Here is a 20,922-nt window from a genome sequence, read left to right on the forward strand (position 1 = left end):
GCCCGAGGCGCTACTCACTGACACAAGAACTCTCCACGTGCGGCGCGCCGAGACAGGCACGCGCGCTTCAAAAGCTGTAATCCGCCGTGACGAACAGCGAACGCGGCGCGCCAAGGAACCACTGCTGACCATCGCTGCTGGCACTGGTGGCGTACTGGCGGTCGAACAGGTTATTCAACTCCAGGCCCAGGCGCACGTCCGACAGCATCTGCCAGGCGATATTCGCATCGACCACCGTGTAACCCGGCACCTTCTCGGTATTGGCCGTATCGACATAACGTGCATCGACATAACGCGCGCCGATGCCGGCCTCCACACCACTGCCGAGAGCCTTGTTCAGCCACAGGTTGGCCGTGCGCCTGGGCACGTCGACCGGGCGATTGCCGCTGCGGTCGCCGCCGCCATCGACAAAATCGTCGTACTCGGCACGCACGAACGCCGCGTTGGCCGAAACCTGCCAGCCACGCCCCAGCGCCAGTTCAAGCGTGGCCTCCAGGCCATCAGAGGACTGCTGACCGATCTGCTCGGTGGGTGATGTCGGTGTCTCACGGCTGAGCAGCTTCTCCTTGACGATGTGATAGGCAGCCAGCGTCCACTCGCCCTGCCCGCCCCAGAAAAGCTGCTTGAGGCCGATCTCGGTCTGCTTGGCTTCACTCAAGTCGAACTGTTGCTGGCTCGGGTTGAGAGTGAGCAGGTTGCTCACCCCTTCGGTGCTGGTGGCGTACTGGCCGTACAGCGACAGTTCCGGGGTCAGGGCGAAGACCAGGCCGGCACGCCAGTTGTCGCCCGTGAGGCTGCGGTCGACACGGCTGTCATCGACCCGATTGCTGCGCTCGAGATGCACCTGATCGCGGCGCACGCCAGTGACCAGCGCCAGGCGCTCGGTGAGCTGGGTGCGGTTCTCGGCAAACAGCGAGAACTGCCGGGCCAGGTTCAGCTCGCGTGGGCGGTAACTGTCGGTGCTCTGGTAGCTGCCGCCGCCGGACTGACCGAGCGGTACGCTGTCAGTGAAGGTGTTGTCGAAATCGTGGTGGCGGGAGAAGCGAATATGGTTGTAGTCGACACCGACCACCGTGCGACTGTCGAGGCCGAGCAGGGCGTGATCGAGGCTGAAGCTCTGGCGGTCGCCGAGCTGCTCCTGGTTGTGCTTGATGCGCCAGAAGTCACCGCGCTCGACCGTATCGCCCGGCTGCCAGCGGTAGGCCTCGCTGTTACGCCAGTAGCGCTGGGTCTTGACGTAGTAAAGCTGGTTGTTGGCCGTCAGTGCGTCGTTGATGCGCCAGTCGGTCACCAGGCGGGTGATCTGGTCGTTGTAGTGGATATCGGCGTTGGCGACGTTGTAGTTGCGCTCGCGCAGGCTCTCGCGGAACTTGCCATCGACCAGCGGCGTGCCGAGGTAGCGCTCCGGACTCTGCTCACCCTGGTCGTGGAACAGGGTGAAACTCAAGTCTTCGCTGGCATCCCAGCGCAGCGCGGCGCTCAGCGCCAGGCTGTCGGAATCACCCCGGTCGACCCAGCCATTGCTGGCCTGTTGATTGAGGTTGAAGCGATAGCTCAGTGCGTCGCTCAACGAACCGCCGCTGTCCAGCGCGGCCTGGCGGCGGTCGTCGCTGCCATAACCCAGGCGCAGGTGATTCTCCACCGGCCCAGCGAAGGGCTTCTTCGGCACTACGTTGATCACCGCGCCGGTGGCGCCTTCGCCATAGAGCACCGAGGCTGGGCCTCGCAGCACATCGATACGCGCCACCGACCAGGTGTCCACCGGAAAGGTCACGGTGCCGGCGCCGACGTACTGGCGGGTGCCGTCGTAGAGCTGCATGGTCGCCGAGTGGCCGGTGAAGCCGCGTGCCGATAGCGCGGTGCCACCATTGCCGGGCGTGCCGATAAAGCTGATGCCGGGCGTGCGGGTTACTGCATCCTGTACCGTCAGGTTGTTGCGTTCACGCACCTCGGCGCCGCTCAGGCTGCTGGTGCTGGCCGGGGTTTGCATGGCCGAAAGCTCCAGACGCGAACCGCTGGTGGTGGGCGTGCGCAGGTCGCTTTCGCCCTCCTCGGCGGCCTTGGCCTGGACATCGAGTGCGGGCAGATCGACAGCCTTGTCGGCCAGGGCCAGGCCGCTGAACAGCAGGGCCAGCGGCCAGGTGCAGTGAAGAACAGGGTTTCGCACGGCAGTAGTTCCGTTGTTGCGCGGAGAATCGAAGGATGGAATGTAATTGTTATAACATAACATTATCGATCTTCGCAGCCTGGAATACAGGCAAGCAGGAGCCGTGACCGAAATGGCCAGAGAAGGTTGTTTGAAGCGGAAATGGCGCGCCATGAGTGTTCCATCGTCAGGGAAAAGGCACGGCAATCCGATGGAAATGCGCAACAGCAGACAGGAGCGCGAGCGCGCCCTACTGGAGTCAACGCCCGCCCACCGCGGGTTGCCAGACACAAACGACTCCAGGCCGGTCTCCGGGCTTGCGAGGGTCATGAACGCATCGCCTTCCCATGCGCGTGGCGCACAGTGGCGTATCGATGCGGTCGCTCGCTTACCGTTGCGGGGGCAGCGTCGGACTTCAACCGACTTCCCGTTTCACCTCACGCGCGGCGGCGTGAGACACCTGAAGCGGGGCGGATATGACCACCCGCCTCCGTTCAAGTCAAGGCGCGGGGCCGACTGTGGGAGGCGCTTTAGCGGCGATTGCTCTTCTATAGGAGCAGTTGGGCGGCATTGCGCGTCAGCCGCGAAAGGGGGCGGACATTAAGCCTGCTCATCGATCCGCAACTCCGGCAACGCCCTGCCCGCCACCAGACGCTCGTCGACCAGGCGGATCACCGCCGCTTCATCCTTGATGCCATACCACTCGCCCTGTGGATAAAGGCTCGCGGTCGGGCCCAGGTCGCAGGGAAACTGGCACTGGCTGCGGGTGATATGCACACCGCCCTCGCACTCCAGCTTGCCGGCGGCCTTGAGCCGCTGACGCAGGGTTTTCCACAGGCCCAGCGCGCCCTTGCGCGTGCAGCGCGGGCCGTTGCACAGCAGCAGGCGCTGCGCATGCGGCGGAATCTGCGACCAGGCATGGTGTTCCGGCACGGCTGGCACGTCGCTGCAGGGGATATGCGCTTCGCGGCGCTCGAGCAACGCGCCCAGGCCATCGAGCCAGGTGTCTTGCATGGCGGTGCAAACCACGAATACCTCGCTCCCGTTCCCGCGTTCGGCGATGCACTCGCGCAGCCAGTCGCGGTGCGCAGCATCGGCGCGCGGCTCCAGATCGACCACCAGCAGCGGGCGTGGCGCCTCAATGATGGCCTGCCAGAAGCTGTCCTGCTCGCTGTCATGCAGATGCGCCTCGCCCAGCAGCGTTTCGATACGCTGCTGCAGGCGCTCGGACGATGCACCACGCCCCAGGCCGGGGCCGATAAACAGGATGCGCGCGTAAGGGGCTTGGCTCATGACAGTCTCCAAAACGGGGCGGCAGTCTAGCAGCGCAACGGCAAGCGTAGGGCGGGTGCAACCCGCTAGACCGACATTGGCGGGTTTCACCCGCCCTACAGAAGCAGCGCTTCGCCCCAGGCATCCAACTCGGTGAACTCGCGCGTCACCACTGGCAATGGCAGGCGGCGTGGCGTCAAGCGTAGGGCGGGTGTAACCCGCCGGGCTGACGTTGGCGGGTTTCACCCGCCCTACAGGGGCAGCGCATCGCAGAGGGCGTCCAACTCCGCAAACTCGCGCGTCACCACCGGCAATTCGGGACGACGCAACAGCAGCACCGGCAGGCCCAACTCACGCGCCACCTGCAGCTTCGGCTCGGTGGACGCGCTGCCGCTGTTCTTGCTGATCAGCACGTCGCAGCGGATGCGGGCGAACAGTGCACGCTCCTCGTCCAGGGAGAACGGCCCGCGCGCGCCGATGATCTCGGCGCGCGGCGGTGCCAGCTCGGCCTGCAGGCAGCGCACCGTCCAGTGCTGGTGCTCAGGAATCTCATGCAGATGCGCCAGCGGCTCGCGTCCGGAGGTGAAGAAGGGCCGTTCGAATGGCGCCAATGCGCGGGTCAGTTCATCCCAGCCGTCCACCTCGCGCCAGTCATCCTCCACGCCTGGCTGCCAGCCGGGTCGACGCAGCGCCCAGCAGGGCACGCCGGCGATTTCGGCGGCACGGGCGGCGTTATGGCTGATCTGCGCGGCGTAGGGGTGGGTCAGATCCAGCAGCAGTTCGATGCCTTCGCTGGCGATAAAGGCGACCAGTCCTTCGGCACCACCGAAACCGCCGACGCGCACACGGCAGGCCAGGTCGTCCGGCACGCGTCCCAGACCGGCCAGGCTGTAGACCGTCTCCGGCCCCAGCCGGCGCGCCAGGCGCAGCGCCTCGGTGGTGCCGCCGAGCAGCAGGATCCGCGCACTCATGGCTTGCGCACCGTCAGCAGGGTGATCGGCAGCGCCGCACGCCAGGTGTCGAAACCACCCAGCGGCTGCGCCTGGGCCACGGTCAGACGCAACAGCTCACCGCCGTGCTGCTCGCGAAAACTTACCAGCGCCGCCTCACTCTGAAGGGTCACGGCATTGGCCAGCAGACGCCCGCCCGGCTTGAGCGCAGCCCAGCAGTCATCCAGCACACCGGGCACGGTGACGCCGCCACCGATAAAGATCGCGTCCGGCGCGGGCAGCCCCACCAGCGCCTCGGGCGCATGCCCCGCGACCAGTTGCAGGGCCGGCACACCGAGGGCATCACGGTTATGGCGGATATGCTCCTGGCGCCCCTCGTTGGCCTCGATGGCGATAGCGCGGCAAGCCGGGTGCGCACGCATCCACTCGATGCCGATGGAGCCGCAACCGGCGCCGACATCCCACAGCAGCTCGCCAGGCAGCGGCGCCAGGCGTGCTAGGGTGACGGCGCGGACGTCACGCTTGGTCAGTTGACCATCGTGGCGATAGGCGTCATCGGGCAGGCCACAGGTCGGTGGCAACAATTGCGCCCCGGCATCGGCCAGACATTCCACGGCCAGCAGGTTGAGATCGGCGCCACGCGGCAGGTTCCAGCTTGCGGCCTGGCCATCGAGGCGGCGCTCATCAGGGCCACCAAGGTGCTCCAGCAGGGTCAGACGACTGGCGCCGAAACCACGGGCACGCAGGGCTTCGGCGACCTGAGCGGGCGTGTCGCCATCGGCGCTCAATACCAGCAGGCGCATGCCGGGAAAAAGTTTGCCGTGGAGCATGGCCAGCGGCCGCCCCACCAGCGAAACGACCTCAACCTCCTGCAACGGCCAACCCAGACGCGCGGCCGCCAGGGACACCGAGGACGGCGCGGGTAAAACCAGCAGCTCGTCGGCGGCAACCTGGCGCGCCAGGCTGGCACCGACGCCATAGAACATCGGGTCACCACTGGCCAGCACGCACACCGCCTCCCCACGCCGCGCCAGCAGTGGTTGCAGGTCGAAGGGGCTCGGCCAGGTTTCCCGCTCGCCACTGATGCACGGCGGCAGCAGCGCCAGTTGCCGTGGCGCGCCGACGATGCGAGTCGCCGCCAGAAGGGCGCGGCGCGCGGCCTTGCCGAGACCGGAGTAGCCGTCTTCGCCGATGCCGACCAGGGTCAACCAGGGTTTCATCCAATGTCCTCGCACGGGCCCGACAGAGCGCCTGTCCGCGCTCCGGGCAAAGCGGGCATAATACAGGCTTCGTCGGTGCCCTTGAGTCGATACGACTCCGCAACGGGCCTAAGAGGGAACACGGCTAAACCGTGGCTGCCCCCGCAACTGTAAACAGCGAGTCTGCTGCACCCACGCCACTGGATGTCCGGGAAGGCCGCAACAGACCAAGACCTGTCAGCCAGGAGACCTGCCGACGAACGCTGGTCGCGAGTGCCAACATCGGGCGGGGTGTACCGATGCCATGGAATCCCTTGAGGATTTCGCTGGTTTGGTCGCCGCGTCGTTATCCACAGGTGATCCTTTGCCCGCATCCGTCCGCCCTTCCGCCTGCCCCGGCCTGCTGCGCATCGTGCCTGCGCTGGACGGCGGCATCTGCCGGGTCAAACTGCCCGGCGGCGTGCTGCGCAGCACCCAGGCGCGGGCGATTGCCGAGGCCGCGCTGCACAAGGCCAGCGGCGTACTGGAGCTGACCAACCGCAGCAACCTGCAGATTCGTGGCGTGCTACCCGGCCAGGAAGCACCGCTGATCGATGCCCTGCTCGCTGCCGGGCTCGGCCCGCGCGTAGCCGCCGCCGATGACGTGCGCAACCTGATGCTCAGCCCAGCCGCCGGCCTCGACCCGCAGGCGCGGATGGATGTGCGGCCGCTGGCCAGCCAATTGCTCGACCTGTTGCAGGACACCCCGGCGCTACATGCCCTGTCACCCAAGTTCGCCCTGCAACTGGACGGCGGCGAAGCCCTGGCCATGCGCGAACACCCGCACGACCTGTGGCTGGCCGCCGAGGACAAGCAGCACTTGCTGCTGGGCCTGGCTGGCTGCCCCGGCGACACGCCGCTGGTGCGCATCGAAGCGTCACAAGCGCTCGATGTGGTACGCGAACTCCTGCTGTTGTTCCTCGAACGCGCCACGCCAGAACAATCCCGCATGCGCCATTTGCTGGCGCAGATCACGCCCAGCGAGCTGCTGCAGCAATTGCAGGCACGGCTGGCCTTTGCCCTGCAGCCTGCTGCTAACCCTCGGCAGCCCGCCGTTGTTCACCAGAGTGCGCCGGCAGGAATTTATCCACAGGCGCAGAACGGCCTGTGCATGGTGGTGGCCGGTGCGCAGTTGGGCCGTCTGCATGCCGAACAGCTGCTGACGCTCGCAGAGCTCAGCGAGCGATTGGGCGACAGCGAGCTGCACCTGACACCCTGGCAGGGCGTGCTGCTGGGCAACGTGGCGAAGGAAAGGGCTGACGAATTACTGGCCGCACTGAGCGAACTGGGCCTTCTGACCCAGCTCGACGAACCGCTTCTCGGCCTGGTTGCCTGCACCGGCTCGGCGGCGTGCGCGCGCGGCCTGGCCGACAGCAAGCACCACGCCCTGCATCTGGCCGAGCTGCTGCGCGCAAACGGCGCGCGCCCACAGTTGCACTTAAGCGCCTGTCCGCGCAGTTGCGCCAGCGCTCGCGTGCAGCCCTACACCCTTTTGGCCAGCACGCCCGACCACTACCAGCTCTATCAACGCACGCCCGAGGCGCCCGGTTTCGGCCGTCTGCTGGTGCCGGCCATGACCATCGACGAGGCCGGCGCCTGGTTCGCCCGCCAACACCCCGCAGGAAAACCCGATGCTTGATTACATCCGCGACGGCCAGGAAATCTACCGCCGCTCCTTCGCCACCATCCGCGCCGAGGCCAACCTCGACGGCATCCCAGCCGACCTGGAAAAACTCGCCGTGCGGGTGATCCACGCCTGCGGCATGGTCGACGTGGTCGAGGATCTGCGCTTCTCACCCGGTGCCGGCGCCGCTGGCCGAGCAGCGCTGCTGGCTGGTGCGCCGATTCTCTGCGATGCGCGCATGGTCGCCGAGGGCATCACCCGCCCGCGCCTGCCGGCGAACAACGAGGTGATCTGCACCCTGCACGACGCCGGCGTACCGGAGCTGGCCCGCGAAGTCGGCAACACCCGCTCGGCGGTGGCTCTGGAGCATTGGCGCGAGCATCTGGAGGGCAGCGTGGTGGTGATCGGCAACGCGCCCACCGCCCTGTTCTACCTGCTGGAAATGCTCGATGCCGGGGCACCCAAGCCGGCATTGATCATCGGCATGCCGGTGGGCTTTATCGGCGCGGCGGAATCCAAGGATGCGCTGGCCGCAGACAGCCGTGGCGTGCCCTACGTGATCGTGCGTGGCCGCCGTGGCGGCAGCGCAATGGCGGTGGCAGCGGTCAACGCCCTCGCCTCGGAGGTGGAATGATGGCTGGCCGTCTGCTCGGCCTCGGCGTCGGCCCTGGCGACCCCGAGCTGCTCACCCTCAAGGCCCTGCGCCTGCTCAAATCCGCCCCCGTGGTGGCCTATTTCGTAGCCAAGGCCAAGCATAACGCCGGCCACGGTGGTAATGCCTTCGGCATCATCGAGGCGCACCTGAGCGATGCCCAGCAGCGTCTGCCATTGGTCTATCCGGTAACCACCGAGAAACTCGCCCCGCCGCTGTCCTACGAAGATGTGATCGCCGACTTCTACGACACCTGCGCCGAGCAGATCGCCCAGTTGCTCGATGCCGGCCAGGACGTGGCGGTGATCTGCGAGGGCGACCCGTTCTTCTACGGCTCCTACATGTACCTGCACGACCGCCTGGCCGAGCGCTACGAGGTGGAGGTGGTGCCCGGCGTCTGCTCGATGCTCGGATGCGCCTCGGTGCTCGGCACGCCACTGGTGTACCGCAACCAGAGCTTGAGCGTGCTCTCCGGCGTGCTGCCGGAAGACGAACTGGAACAACGCCTGCGCGACGCCGAAGCGGCGGTGGTGATGAAACTCGGGCGCAACTTCGACAAGGTACGCCGCGTGCTGCGCAAGCTCGGCCTGGACGACCGCGCCCACTATGTCGAACGCGCCACCATGGCCAGCCAGAAGATCGTGCCGCTCGATGAAGTAGAGCCGATGGATTCGCCGTACTTCTCCATGATTCTTGTGCCTGGCCAGAAATGGCGGGGGTGAACGAGCTGCTGCGCGTCGGCCCTACGGCGTTAAAAACAGGCTCGGACTGCTCATTTACAACTCGTAAACTCCGCGTCCTCGCCTGTTTTTGCCTTGTAGGTCTCTAGCTCGCAAGCTCGTCCGGATAAGATTCTTAGGGCGGGTGCAACCCGCCAACAGCGAACTGGCGGGTTGCACCCGCCCTACCCGTCATAAGGCCGTAGCCCGGATGAAATCCGGGAGCCCCATTCCCCGGATTGCATCCGGGCTACAGGATTTACCGCATGAACATCGTCATCCTCGGCGCTAGCGCGCTGGCCACTGCACAACGCCTCAAGGCACTTTATCCACAGGCCGTGATCCATGGTCTGCGCGGCCGTGCCGACGGTGCAGAGCGCCACTACGACGAGTTCGGCGAGCACCTGCGCGCGCTGTATCGCGCCGGTCAGCCGCTGCTGGTGCTGTGCGCCGCCGGCATCGTTATCCGCAGCCTTGCCGCGCTGCTGGCGGAAAAAGGCGCCGAGCCACCGGTGCTGGCCCTGGCCGAGGATGGCAGCGCCGTGGTGCCGTTGCTCGGCGGCCTGGCCGGGGTCAACCGCCTGGCCCGCGAGATCGCCGCGCACCTGGGCGTCACGCCAGCCATCACCACCAGCGGTGAGCTGCGCTTCGGCACCTGCCTGCTGGAGCCGCCTGCCGGCTATGCACTGGCCGATCTGCAGCAAGGCAAGCGATTCGTCAGCGACCTGCTCGGCGGCGAAACGGTGCGTATCGAAGGCCAGGCGCCCTGGCTGGAAGCCGCGCAGTTGCCTGTGGATAACGCCGCCAGTCGGGTCATCCACATCACCCCGCAGGCACGCCCGGCGCAGCCGGACGAACTGCTGATCCACCCGCGCAGCGCCGCCGCACTGATCGAACGCCCCGATACAGAGTTGCCGGCACGTCTGCAGCAGGCGCTGAGCGATGCCAAGCTGGCGCCGCAAGCACTTGCCTGCCTGCTTGCGGACAAAGGCTGGATGGCCAACGCCGAGCTACAAGCCGCCGCAGACGAGTTGAAGCTGCCGCTGCGCTTTATCCACAGCACCACCGAGCTGCCAACCGAGCACCATGCCGGCGACGGCCTGCGCCTGCTGCTGAGTGAACAGCCGCTGGATATCGAACGCCTCGGCCAGCGCCGTGGCCGCCTCAGCGTGGTCGGTCTCGGCCCCGGCGCGGCCGAGCACATGACTCCCGCCGTACGCCGTGCCCTTGACGAGGCCGAAGACCTGCTCGGCTACGACACCTACGTGAAGATGGCTGGCCCGCTGCGTGCCGATCAATGCCTGCACCCCAGCGACAACCGCGAGGAGCTGCAACGCGCCGCCCATGCCTTCGAGCTGGCCGCCAGCGGTCGGCGGGTGGTGATGATCTCCTCCGGCGATCCCGGCGTGTTCGCCATGGCCGCCGCCGTGATGGAGGCGCTGGAAAGCCCGCAGGACGAGACCTGGCAAGGCGTCGAACTGGAAGTACTGCCGGGCGTTTCCGCTGCCCTGGCCACGGCTGCCAAGGCCGGCGCGCCGCTGGGTCATGACTTCTGCCTGATCTCGCTATCGGACAACCTCAAGCCCTGGGCGGTGATCGAGAAACGCCTGGAGCACGCCGCCCTCGCCGACCTGGCCATGGCCTTCTACAACCCGATCTCCAAATCCCGCCCCTGGCAGCTCGGCCGCGCGCTCGACTTGCTGCGCCAGCACCGCGCGCCGGAAACCCTGGTAGTGCTCGGCCGCGATATCGGTCGCCCCGCCGAGGCGCTGCGCAGTCTCACCCTCGGCGAGCTGACGCCGGAGATGGTCGACATGCGCACCCTGGTGATCATCGGCTCCAGCCAGACCCGCCGCTTCCCGCGCGCCGATGGCGGCGAGTGGGTGTATACGCCGCGCTGGTATCCAGCGCCGGCCGACTAGAGCATCGCCCTCAAGCAGGATTGCCAAACGTTTGTAGGGCCAAGGCACTGAGTTTTATCCACAGCCCCAGCCATCTGCACAAACGTTCTAGGCACGCCCGGCAAAGGGGTTAAGCTCAGGCGTTCCACTTTCCAACGCGAGCCGGGCAATGAACGCGCAATCATGGGTCGACCTCAAGCAGGATGCCGATACCGGCATCGAGGTGATCCGTGCGCATTTCGAGGGCCATGCCTACGATCCGCACTGGCACGACAGCTACCTGATCGGCTTCACCGAACAGGGCGTGCAGCAATTCCACTGCCGTCGTGCGCTGTTCAGCAGCGTACCGGGGCAGACCTTCTTCCTCGAGCCCGGCGATATTCACGACGGCCATGCGCCGACGCCGGGCGGTTTCACCTACTCCACGCTCTATCTTGAGCCGGCCTGGCTGCAGCGTGCGCTGCCGGCGTTGTTCGAGCAGGCACCTGGCGACTGCCTGCCCGGCGTGCCGCGCACCCAGCCGGACGACCCCGGCCTGCTGCCGTGCATCGCCAACGCCCTGCAGGCATTACGCGACGGAGAGCCACGCATGGTGCGCGACGCAGCACTCGATACGCTGCTGGAACGCATCTCACGTAGCCTGCACTGGCGCCAGCGCCTGCCGGGTAATCCGCAGATTCCCAGCGTGGCCCTGCGCGCCCGCGACTACCTGCACGCACATTTTCAGCAGAACATCGGCCTCGACGAACTGGCGCGGGCTTGCGGCGTCGACCGCTTTCGCCTAAGCCGCGCGTTCAAGGCAGCCTTCGGCATCGCCCCGCATGGTTACCTGATCCAGCTGCGCCTGGTACGCGCCCGCCGTCTGCTGGCCCTCGGCACGGCGCCAGCGGATGTCGCCAGTGATCTGGGCTTCGCCGACCAGAGCCACCTGGGCCGCTGGTTCCGCCGCGCCAATGGCCTGACCCCAGGCGCCTACCGCAACCGCTGCACAAAGCTTCAAGACCACGGATAGACCGAGCCGGACAATCGCGCCACACCTGATATGGAGCGATGCCCAATGCCCTTCACTGCCATGAACCAGTGGCTGCCCTTCATCCTGTTCGCCTCGGTAGCCTCGATCACCCCCGGCCCGACCAACCTGCTGATCCTTGGCAGCGCCGCCCGCTTCGGTCTGGCCATCGCCCTCTCCATTGCCATCGGGGCGAGCCTGAGCGCCAGCCTGATGTTGCTGGTAGTCGGTCTGGGTCTCGGTGAACTGCTGGCCCATGCGCCGCTGCTGCAGACGGCGATGAGCTGGGCCGGCGCCGCCTGGATCAGCTGGATGGCCTGCAAGCTGATGCGCGCTGACACCGCCGGTCTGGACGAGCGCAGCGTCGACCGGCGTCAGGGCTTCGTCCAGGGCGCCGGCCTGCAACTGATCAATCCCAAGACCTGGCTGATGACCCTGTCGGTCACGGCGATCTTTCTCGACGGCCAGGCCTCGTTCGGCGCGGTGGCGAGCTACGCAACGCTGTTCCTGCTGGTGTCCACTCCCTGCCTGCTGGCCTGGGGCCTGCTCGGCATCGGCAGCGCGCGCCTGTTGCGACAACCGGCCAGGCTGCTGTCGTTCAACCGCTGCATGGCCCTGTTGCTGCTGGCCTCGGTGTGGGTGCCGTTGCTGTCCCAGCTTCGCGGCTGAAGCCGCTCCTACGCCGTGGGTTTGGCCTGGCGGCGCATCACACCAGGCGTGGTACCGAAGCGCTGGCGGAACAACTTGCCCAGATGACTGGCATCGCTGACGCCGATCTCGTCGGCGATCTGCGCCAGGCTGTGGCTGGAGTTGAGCAGGCGCCAGCGCACGTGCTGCAGGCGCAGTTCGTTCCAGTATTCGCGCGCGCTCATGCCCTGGCTGGCCTGGAACAGGCGGTCGAGCTGACGGCGGCTGATGCCGACACTGGCCGCCAGTTGCTCGATGCCGTCGGCACTGGCCAGGCCGTGGCGCATCAGGGCGATGGCGCGGTCGACATGGCGTTCGCCACTCGACGTGGTATGCAGCGAACGCAACGCATGCTGGCCGCTGCGCGTCTCGTCCACCAGCATGTCGGCCAACCCCTTGAGCGCCCGCGCCCGACCGCTGCCCTGGGCCAGCAACTCCACCGCCAGGTCGATGGCCGCAGCGCCACCGGCGCAGGAAATCCGCGCACCATCGATGCAATACAGGCGCTCACGAGCCAGGCGCAGATGCGGAAAACTGGCGCGAAACTCTGCCTCGTGGCGCCAGTGCACCGCCACCCGATGCCCGTCGAGCAGGCCGCAAGCGGCGAGAAGGAAGCTGGCATTGTCGATCGCCACCAGTTTCACTCCGGCGCGTGCAGCGCGCCGCAGTAACGCCTGATAGTCCGGCGCCAGCGCGGCCGTGGCCTGCGCGTTACGCCCACCGAACAGCACCAGATAGTCATAGTCGGCCAGGTCGAGTTGCTCCGGCGTGGCCTCGATACGCAGCGCCGCACCGCTGCTGGACTGAACATGCCCTGGCTGCAGGCCGAGAATCGTCCAGGCGCAGTAGCGCTGACGGCTGTAGTCCTCGTCGTCGGCGCTGAAGCGCAGCTTGTCGAGAAAGCCACCGAATGGCAGCAGGGCGAACTCCGGCAACGGCAGCAGGAGAAAACGCAGATCGGGGCTTTCGACCATGACCGTCCAGAATCAACCGTTAGATGACCAGAATCTACCTCATTACCACACCTGCCGCTGACTAGACTGGCCGCGCCTTCACAGGAGACCCGCATGGCCCTCGAACTCTGGCTCGTCTACTTCGTCGCCACACTCGGCCTGGCGCTGACGCCCGGCCCCAACAGCCTGCTGGCGCTAACCCACGGCGGGCTGTACGGCGCGCGCATGGCCTTGGCGACCATTCTTGGTGGCGTAGTCGGCTTCAGTACCTTGATCGCCCTGGCCATGTTCGGCCTCAGCGCGCTGCTCAAGACCGCACCCACCGCGCTGTTGGCGCTGAAGTGGATCGGCGGTGCCTACCTGATCTGGCTGGGCGTGCAACTGTGGCGCTCGCCGCCGATGAACCTGACCCTGGCCGACAGCGGCACCCGCCCCAGCGCCGCCCGGCTGTTTCGCCAGGGCCTGCTGTCGGCGCTGTCCAATCCCAAGGTGATCCTGTTCTACGGCGCCTTTCTGCCACAATTCCTCGACCCGCAACGCGGCCTGGCCATGCAGTTCGTGGTGATGGCAGCGACCTTCGCCGTGGTCGAGTTCCTCGTCGAGCTGCTGCTGGCGCTGCTGGCCTTCCGCGTGCGGCCCTGGCTGCAGCGCGGCGGTCGTACCTTCAATCGCAGTTGCGGCGTGCTCTTCGTGCTGATCGGCGTAGCGCTGCCGCTGGCACGCTGAGTGCGTCAGGCCTTGAGTGCTTCGCCAATCGCGTAGTAATGCCCGCCCGCCACATGATGCAGGCTGCGCAGGCTCGGGTCGGCCGTCTCGAAATGCCAGCGACCATCGCGGAACACACGCTCGTCGGCCCAGGCCGCGATCACCTCGCCGATGAACAGATCGTAGGCCTGCTGGTTGTGCGGCTCCTCGATCAGCCGGCAGACCAGCCAGGCCGAGCAGCCCGCTACCAGCGGCAGATCGTGGCCATCCAGGGTGAACAGCTCGACGCCGGCATGTGCCAGCTTCGCCGGATCATCGGCCAGGCTGGCACTGCCCACTGCTTGGGTCAGTTGCAGTTGCGCCACGGTCGGCACCTGGATGACAAACAGACCGCTGCCCTCGATCAACGCGCGGGTGCGGGTGGCCTTGTCCAGCACCACGCTGAGCTTCGGCGGATCGAAGTCCAGGGCGCAGCACCAGGCCGCCGCCATGACGTTATCCACAGCCTGGTGACGGGCCGATACCAGCACGGTGGGGCCGTGGTTGAGTAAACGGTAGGCCTTGACCAGGTCGACCGGGGCGAGATGGGGCTGCATGGTGTCTCCAAACTGGGCATGGATGAGAGATGGCGATACTCGCCCAGCCAGGTCGCTCACGGCAACGTCACCGTCGCCTGCGTGGCGCATGCCCCGGTCATCGCTCCGTAACCTGCCTGAAGCCGTCTAAATCAGGGATCAGGAGCGTTGCATGAATGGCACACACAGCAGTCAGCAGGTCAGCCCGGCCACCTTGCGCAAGGTGATCGCCGCCTCGGCCATCGGTAATTTCGTCGAGTGGTTCGACTTCGCCGTCTACGGTTTTCTCGCCGTGACCATCGCTTCGCTGTTCTTCCCACCGGGCAATCCGACCCTGGCGCTGCTGCAGACCTTCGCGGTGTTTGCGGTGTCGTTCGCCCTGCGCCCGCTGGGCGGCATCGTCTTCGGCATTCTTGGCGACCGCATCGGGCGCAAGCGTGTGCTGTCGATCACCGTGCTGATGATGGCTGGCGCCACCACGCTGATCGGCCTGCTGCCGACCTACGCCAGCATCGGCCTGCTCGCGCCGCTGCTGCTGGCGCTGGCGCGCTGCCTGCAAGGTTTCTCCGCCGGTGGCGAGTATGCCGGCGCCTGTGCCTTCGTCATGGAGCATGCGCCCACCGAGCAGAAGGCCCGTTACGGCAGCTTCGTGCCGGTGTCGACCTTCCTCGCCTTCGCCTCGGCAGCCGGCCTGGTGTTCGGCCTCGATCAGTTGATCAGCAGCGAGCAGATGCAGGCCTGGGGCTGGCGCCTGCCTTTCCTGATCGCCGCACCGCTGGGGCTGGTGGGCCTGTATATGCGCCTGCGCCTGGATGAATCGCCGGCATTCAAGGCCATGGCGTCCGAACCAGCGCCGGAACATTCGCCGCTGAAGGAAACCCTGCGCCTGCACGGCGCGACCATCGCCTGCCTGGGTGCCTTCATCTCGGCCACGGCGCTGTCGTTCTACATGTTCACCACGTACCTCACCACCTACATGCAGGTGGTCGGCGGCGCCACACGGCCGACCGCCTTGCTGGCCAGCCTGATGGCGCTGATCTTCGCCGGTTTGCTGTGCCCCTTCATCGGCCGTTATTCGGATTACGTCGGCCGTCGGCGCACCATTCTCACCGCTGGGGTGGCGCTGATCGTCGCGGTGTACCCGGCCTTTACCCTGGCCACCTCCGGCGCGCTGCTGCCGTCGGCGCTGGGCGCCATGCTGCTGGCCGTCGGTGCGGTGATCTGCGGCGTGGTGACGGCAGTGCTGCTGTCCGAGCAGTTCCCTACTCGGGTGCGCTACACCGCCTCGGCCTTCACCTACAACCTGGCCTATACGCTCTTCGGCGGCACCGCGCCGCTGGTGGCCACCTGGCTGATCGAGCAGACCGGCGATCGCATGGCGCCGGCCTACTACCTGATCGTCATAGCCCTGATCGCCCTGGCGGGCGGCCTGGCGCTGCCGGAATCGTCGAAACGGCCGCTGAACTACCGCGCGGACTGAAAGCCGATCAGTACGCCACCGAGTAGCTGAGGCCAAAGGTGCGTCCGGCTGCCGGCAGGCTGGAGATGGCGCCGTAGGTGGCCTCGGCCTGCTGGCCGTAGACGGTCTTGTAGTCGCGGTCGGCCAGGTTGTAGATGCCGAAGCCGACCTCGCCACCTAACCAGGGCGCATGGGCGATCAGGTCGACCACGGTGTAACCCTGGATCTTGCTCGCCGGGGTGGCACGGATGCTCGGGCTGATCGCCGCCTTCTGGGCGTCGTCGTAGGCACGGTCGCTGCCACCCACGGTCAGCGCCTGCAGGCGCACGCCGTAGCCCTCCTGGAATTTCCAGTCGCTGTAGACGGTGGCCTTCAGCGGCGAGACGCGGAAGGCATTCAGCTCGCGCCAGTCGCCGGCGGCGTCCTTGTACTGGCCACGGGTGTAGGCCAGGGTGCCGCCCAGCGTCCAGCCCTCGGCGACCGGCACCTGCAGGTTGCCCTCGGCGCCCCACACGCGCTCGTCGGTATCGGCCACCGAGACGCTGAAATCACGGTTGAACTGCACCACCTTGTCGGAGGTGTTGTAGAAGGCGGTCACCCCGGCGTTGAGGCCGCTGGCCTCGCCCAGACGCCAGCCCAGTTCGTAGTTGTTGACCTTGATCGAATCGATGCTGCTGCTATCGATGACGAAGCTGGCCGGCACGTCGCGCAGCATGCGCTGGGTGTCGGGCAGGCTGAAGCCCTGGGAGAAGTTGGCGAAGAGTTGTTGGCTGTCGGTCAGCTTGTACACCGCGCCGAGGTTGAACAGGGTTTCACTGTGGCGCACGTTACCGCCTTCCAGGGTGCGCGCCTGGTAGCCGGCCACGGTGGCGGCGGTGACTGCCTCGCCATAGGGGATGGAATCGTCCACTTTGTTGCGGATGGTTTCGCGGCGTACCCCGGCCTGCAGGCTGAGGCGCTCGGTAAGCTGGTAGTCGCCCTGCAGGAACGCGCCGGTCTTGCTCACTTCCACGTCCGGGCCCATCGAGGAGCTGTAGGTCTCGCGGTAGTCCAGGCCGTTGCTGGTGAAGAACGTGGTGAAGTCGTAGAACTGGCCGTCCTGACGATCCTGCTCGCGCTCGTAGTCGAGGCCATAGCTCAGTTGCAGGTCGCGCCCGGCCAGCTCGAAGCCTTTCTGCAAGGCGGTGCGTAAGCCCCAGACGTCGATGTCGGTACTCGACTGCATCGCCACGTAAGCGGCACCGCCCGGCAACGCCGAGTTGGTCACGGCACTGGCGAAGGGGAACCAGCGCGACTTTTCCTTGCGGTAGTAGGCTTCGGCGGTCAGTTGCTGACCACCCAGCAGATCGCGGTTGAGGTACTGCACATTGGCGCCGTAATGACGGGTGCGCGGCTGGTCGTCGAGTTGCAGGCCATCCACGGCCTTGTGGCTGGGGGCAGCGCTGTTGAGCAGGACATTGAGATTGGGGCCGTAATCAGGGCCGTAGTCGCTGTCCTGCTCGTCGTCGTAGTAGCGTACGCCGCCGCTCAGTTGCTGGTCGTCGTCCAGGTGCCAGGTCAGGCGACCGTTGAAATCGAAGCTGGTGGTGTCCTGGCGGTCGGTCTGAGAGATTTCCGGGCCGATGCGATCACCGTCGGCGTCGCGAATCTCGCCCTGCTGGGTGTAGCTCAGGCCGGCGAAACCACTGACCGCGCCCTGGTGGAAGGTGGCGGTCTGCGAGGCCTCGTAGGCCATGGCGTCACGCGCAGCCTTGCCGGGAGTACGCAGGCCGATGCGGCTGCTGAAGTCGCTGGTTTCGTCGTCGGCATTGCGCGTGATGATGTTGATCAGGCCGCCGGTGGCACCGGCGCCGTAGATGCTGGTGGCGCCGGAGATCACCTCAATGCGCTCGATCATCGCCGGGCTGACACTGTTGAGCTGGCGCGCACCGTCACGCGAACCGGTCAGCGGCACACCGTCGATCATCACCTGCACGGTGCGCCCGCGCATGGTCATGCCGTAGTTGCTGGTGGTGCCGCTGCTCGGCGCCAAGGAAGGCACGAGCTGGCCGAGGATATCCGCCGTGGAGCGCCCGGCCGTGGCCTGCTCGGCAACCTGTTCGTGCTCGATGCTGTACACCGTGCCGGCGATCTCGGCGACGCTCTTGGCCGAACGGGTGGCGGTGACCACCACCGGGCCGAGCTCTTGAACCTGGCTGGTCGATGTGTCGTCGGCCTGCGCGTGGAGCGCGCCGCTCACCGCCAGGCTGAGCAAGGTGACCTGCATGGATGCCGAAAGATGCCTCATGGTTTCCCCCAGAGAAAGCGCGTCAATGATTGTCGGTGCCGGCCTGAATGCGCCGGACGATGGGTTTGCAGAGCAGGACGCTGAGCACGGAAAGCGCGCCCAGCAGCAGGTAATAGGTTTCGTAACCCAGGCCCTTGGCGAGGAAGCCCGACAGCGAACCGCCAACGAAGAACACCAGCAGTTCGAAGCACACCAGCACGGTGAAGTCGGTGCCGGCCTGCTGCCGCGAACAGAGCTGCATGAAAAGGGCGTAGAGGCTGGTCATCGCCAGGTAGCGGATGGCCAGGAGCACCAGCACCATGGCGCCGAGCCACAGCGGTGAGCCGTCGGCCAGGCCGCTGAACAGCAGCCCGGCGACCGCCAGATAGGCCAGGCTGCGCAGCCAGCCGGCGCGCAGCAGCAGGGTCGCCGCACGCTGGCGCTGCAACAGGCGCGCAGCCGCCACGGCGGCGAGCAGCCCGACGCTGGCGCCAGCCACCGACATCAGCAGGCCGATCTGTGTCAGCGACCACTGGCGATCCACCAGCATCGGCGTGAGCATGGCCATGGCCGGTGCCTCGACCAAGCGATAGACCAGGATCAGCAGCAGCGCCCAGCGGATCTCCGGGCGCTTGAAGGTGGCGATGAAGCCCGGCCTGGCCGCCTCGGCTTGTGCCGGCAGGCGGTCATCGACCCGCACCACCGCCAGCATGGTCAAGGCACTCAGGCCGGCCAGGGTCAGCAGCGCGCTCTGCCAGCCGACCACCTGGTACAACCACAGCACGCCGGCACCGCCGAACATACTGCCCAGAGCCACGCCGATGCTTTGCGCCATGCTGCCGAGACGATGATCCTCGCTGGCCAGCGACTCCACGGTGTAGCCGTCGATGGCGATGTCCTGGGTGGCGGCGAAGGTGGATATCCACAGGCTCACCAGCACGAACAGCAGCAGGCCGTGCTCCAGCCCGGTCAAGGCAAGCACCAGGATGCCGGCCACCAGCGCCGCCTGAGTCAGCCACAACCAGGTACGACGCCGGCCGAGGCTGTGCAGGTAATGCCGGTCGACCAGCGGCGCCCAGAGAAACTTGAACGCCCAGGGGATGTACAGCAGCGAGAGCATGCCGATCCAGCGCAGGTCGACACCCTGGCTACGCAGAATGGCCGGCATCGCCACGTTGAAGAAGTACAGCGGCAGCGCGTGGGCCAGGTACAGCACCACGATCACCGCCAGCGCCAGCCGGGTCACCGGCACCTGCTCAGACGGACGCTGCATGATTCACCATGCGCTCGGCGATCCAGCGATAGCCGTGCGTCCTGTCCAGGGTGACGAAATAAGGCACGCCCCAGGCGGCATGCAGCGCCGGGGTGTCGAGCCGGGCCTGCTCGTCGGCGTCAGCGGCGATGCGCACCAGCCCCTGGCAAATCTCGCGGAACGCCGCCTTGTGCTGCTTGTACCAGACGCCCTGGATGGCCCGGTAATCCTCGGCGAAGGTGCTGCCCTCGCGGGTGCTGGAAATGAAGAAGAACGGCTGACGGCCCTCGATCAGACGCTCGATGCCGTCCAGCCACTGGCGTATCTGCGCCGCGTCGACATGGTCGTGGAAGACCGCCTCGACCACCGTCGTTTGCGTGAGGAGCAAACCCATCGCTGTGTGATTCCCATGATCATTGGTGACGCAACCAGGACGATTGCGACCTCATTGCACATGAGAATAATTCTGAACAATGTTGCGCGCTTAGGCGAAAAGAAGGAAAAATTAGCCGCAACGAAACTTCCATCGGTCACGCCACCATGACGGTCTTCACCTGCGGTCAGCTCAGCGATGTCGCCCACACCCTCGGCGGCAACCTGCGTTTCCAGCGCGAGCTGCCGGGCGAACAGCCGGTGCTCGACGGTGAACAACAGGTGCAGGTGCTGAGCGAAGGCCTGGTGCTTTACTTCAGCCACAGCCGCGATCTGGTCGACGCCAGCAGCGACAACCGCCTGGCACCGGGCATCACTGCCGCCTTCCTGCTGCAGGGTGAAGCCGAAGTCAGTCTGCCGCGCCAGCGCCTGCAGTTCGACGCCCGTCCCGGCGGCCAGCGCGCCATGCTGGTCAACCTCACCGATGCCGACCAGTTCCAGCGCCACTGGCGCAGCGGCCGCGAAGAAACCAAGGTGTGTCTGAGCATCACCCCGGACTGGCTGCAACAGGTCGCCCTCGGCAGCCAACTACGTAGCGACGCCCTGCTGCGCTTTAGCCGCAGCCACTGGCACAACCTGCCCTGGCAACCCTCGCTGGACATCCTCCAGCGCGCCCACCAGTTGCTCGAACGTGACGCGACGCTGCCGCCGTTGTTGCAGCGCCTGCAACGCGAGAGCTTCGCCCTGGATCTGGCCTGCGACATCCTGCGCGGCATCGACACGCCCCAGGAGAAACGCCTCGGCAGCCACCTCGAACGCTGCCTGGCGCGCCTCAAGGAGTGGCTCGACAGCGGCGAGGCCGACACCCTGAGCATCGCCGACATGGCGCGCCAGCTCGGCACCAACCCGGTCGACCTGCAGAACGCCTTTCGCAGCCGCAACGGCACCACCATTGCCGCCTACCTGCGCCGCCAGCGCCTGGCCCGGGCTTATCACGCCATACGCCAGCAGGGTCTGTCGGTGGAGGACGCCGCCAGCCTGGCCGGTTACGAACACCTCAGCAGCTTCAGCGCCGCGTTCAAGCGCCAGTATGGATTTCCGCCGTCGCAGGCCCGGCGCTGATCTCGATAGCCGAGCGCACG

Annotated in this window: 18 protein-coding genes and 2 riboswitches; of the genes, 9 read left to right on the forward strand and 9 right to left on the reverse strand. The window is 66.6% G+C overall.

The genetic code is table 11. The features are described 5' to 3' along the window. Positions 1–67: 67 nt before the first annotated feature. The 4 genes from ACODS1_RS07890 to cbiE all read right to left on the reverse strand — a co-directional run bounded on the left by ACODS1_RS07890 (position 68) and on the right by cbiE (position 5,588). The gene (locus tag ACODS1_RS07890) at positions 68–2,167 is read right to left on the reverse strand and encodes a TonB-dependent receptor (protein ID WP_489085198.1); all 2,100 of its coding nucleotides are present in this window, start codon (positions 2,165–2,167) and stop codon (positions 68–70) included. Positions 2,168–2,431: 264 nt separating this feature from the next. Continuing rightward, a riboswitch (cobalamin riboswitch) is annotated at positions 2,432–2,625 on the reverse strand. Between the two features lie 121 nt (positions 2,626–2,746). Continuing rightward, positions 2,747–3,439 carry a (2Fe-2S) ferredoxin domain-containing protein gene (locus ACODS1_RS07895; RefSeq protein WP_489085199.1) on the reverse strand — a complete coding sequence of 231 codons (693 nt, stop codon included), beginning with the start codon at positions 3,437–3,439 and terminating at the stop codon, positions 2,747–2,749. 230 nt (positions 3,440–3,669) lie between these two features. Further along, complete coding sequence (locus tag ACODS1_RS07900) at positions 3,670–4,389, reverse strand: cobalt-precorrin-6A reductase (RefSeq protein ID WP_489085200.1); 720 nt, start codon at positions 4,387–4,389, stop codon at positions 3,670–3,672. Next, positions 4,386–5,588, reverse strand: a complete 1,203-nt coding sequence (gene cbiE, locus ACODS1_RS07905) for a precorrin-6y C5,15-methyltransferase (decarboxylating) subunit CbiE (RefSeq protein ID WP_489085201.1) — start codon at positions 5,586–5,588, stop codon at positions 4,386–4,388. The genes ACODS1_RS07900 and cbiE overlap by 4 nt, the downstream gene beginning before the upstream one ends. A 56-nt stretch (positions 5,589–5,644) precedes the next feature. After that, positions 5,645–5,839, forward strand: a riboswitch (cobalamin riboswitch). A gap of 92 nt (positions 5,840–5,931) precedes the next feature. Between cbiE and cobG the strand changes: the two genes are divergently transcribed. The 6 genes from cobG to ACODS1_RS07935 all read left to right on the forward strand — a co-directional run bounded on the left by cobG (position 5,932) and on the right by ACODS1_RS07935 (position 12,180). Continuing rightward, entirely contained in the window at positions 5,932–7,245 is a 1,314-nt protein-coding gene (cobG, locus tag ACODS1_RS07910; RefSeq protein ID WP_489085202.1) for a precorrin-3B synthase, read from the forward strand. Continuing rightward, on the forward strand, positions 7,238–7,864 hold the full coding sequence (locus ACODS1_RS07915) for a precorrin-8X methylmutase (RefSeq protein ID WP_115290359.1): 627 nt from the start codon (positions 7,238–7,240) through the stop codon (positions 7,862–7,864). The genes cobG and ACODS1_RS07915 overlap by 8 nt, the downstream gene beginning before the upstream one ends. Next, complete coding sequence (locus ACODS1_RS07920) at positions 7,861–8,604, forward strand: precorrin-2 C(20)-methyltransferase (RefSeq protein WP_489085203.1); 744 nt, start codon at positions 7,861–7,863, stop codon at positions 8,602–8,604. Before ACODS1_RS07915 ends, ACODS1_RS07920 begins: the two co-directional genes overlap by 4 nt. A 263-nt stretch (positions 8,605–8,867) precedes the next feature. Then, positions 8,868–10,523, forward strand: coding sequence for a precorrin-3B C(17)-methyltransferase (gene cobJ / locus ACODS1_RS07925; protein ID WP_489085204.1), 1,656 nt, complete (start codon positions 8,868–8,870; stop codon positions 10,521–10,523). Between the two features lie 148 nt (positions 10,524–10,671). After that, the gene (locus ACODS1_RS07930) at positions 10,672–11,514 is read left to right on the forward strand and encodes an AraC family ligand binding domain-containing protein (protein ID WP_489085205.1); all 843 of its coding nucleotides are present in this window, start codon (positions 10,672–10,674) and stop codon (positions 11,512–11,514) included. 60 nt (positions 11,515–11,574) lie between these two features. Continuing rightward, a complete protein-coding gene (locus ACODS1_RS07935) occupies positions 11,575–12,180 on the forward strand; it encodes a LysE family translocator (RefSeq protein WP_489085342.1) in 606 nt (201 codons plus the stop codon). Between the two features lie 8 nt (positions 12,181–12,188). On the opposite strand, the gene ACODS1_RS07940 is transcribed toward ACODS1_RS07935, so the two are convergent. Continuing rightward, positions 12,189–13,172 (reverse strand): GlxA family transcriptional regulator, encoded by a 984-nt coding sequence (locus ACODS1_RS07940; RefSeq protein ID WP_489085206.1) that lies wholly within the window; start codon positions 13,170–13,172, stop codon positions 12,189–12,191. A gap of 93 nt (positions 13,173–13,265) precedes the next feature. On the opposite strand from ACODS1_RS07940, the gene ACODS1_RS07945 reads away from it, so the two are divergent. After that, on the forward strand, positions 13,266–13,877 hold the full coding sequence (locus ACODS1_RS07945; protein WP_322980067.1) for a LysE family translocator: 612 nt from the start codon (positions 13,266–13,268) through the stop codon (positions 13,875–13,877). Positions 13,878–13,882: 5 nt separating this feature from the next. Here the strand turns inward: ACODS1_RS07945 and ACODS1_RS07950 are convergent, their stop codons facing one another. Next, positions 13,883–14,452 carry a flavin reductase family protein gene (locus ACODS1_RS07950; protein ID WP_489085207.1) on the reverse strand — a complete coding sequence of 190 codons (570 nt, stop codon included), beginning with the start codon at positions 14,450–14,452 and terminating at the stop codon, positions 13,883–13,885. Positions 14,453–14,603: 151 nt separating this feature from the next. On the opposite strand from ACODS1_RS07950, the gene ACODS1_RS07955 reads away from it, so the two are divergent. Further along, on the forward strand, positions 14,604–15,911 hold the full coding sequence (locus tag ACODS1_RS07955) for an MFS transporter (protein WP_322980065.1): 1,308 nt from the start codon (positions 14,604–14,606) through the stop codon (positions 15,909–15,911). A gap of 7 nt (positions 15,912–15,918) precedes the next feature. On the opposite strand, the gene ACODS1_RS07960 is transcribed toward ACODS1_RS07955, so the two are convergent. Genes ACODS1_RS07960 through ACODS1_RS07970 form a run of 3 tightly spaced genes read right to left on the reverse strand, consistent with a single transcriptional unit; the run spans position 15,919 to position 19,802 of the window. Continuing rightward, the gene (locus ACODS1_RS07960; protein ID WP_489085208.1) at positions 15,919–18,177 is read right to left on the reverse strand and encodes a TonB-dependent receptor; all 2,259 of its coding nucleotides are present in this window, start codon (positions 18,175–18,177) and stop codon (positions 15,919–15,921) included. A 22-nt stretch (positions 18,178–18,199) separates the two neighbouring features. Then, entirely contained in the window at positions 18,200–19,429 is a 1,230-nt protein-coding gene (locus tag ACODS1_RS07965; RefSeq protein ID WP_489085209.1) for an MFS transporter, read from the reverse strand. Then, positions 19,413–19,802, reverse strand: a complete 390-nt coding sequence (locus tag ACODS1_RS07970) for a hypothetical protein (protein WP_489085210.1) — start codon at positions 19,800–19,802, stop codon at positions 19,413–19,415. The genes ACODS1_RS07965 and ACODS1_RS07970 overlap by 17 nt, the downstream gene beginning before the upstream one ends. A 146-nt stretch (positions 19,803–19,948) precedes the next feature. Between ACODS1_RS07970 and ACODS1_RS07975 the strand changes: the two genes are divergently transcribed. Further along, complete coding sequence (locus tag ACODS1_RS07975; protein ID WP_489085211.1) at positions 19,949–20,902, forward strand: helix-turn-helix transcriptional regulator; 954 nt, start codon at positions 19,949–19,951, stop codon at positions 20,900–20,902. The last annotated feature ends 20 nt before the right edge of the window (positions 20,903–20,922 follow it).

This window comes from Pseudomonas sp. FG29 (assembly GCF_057809355.1).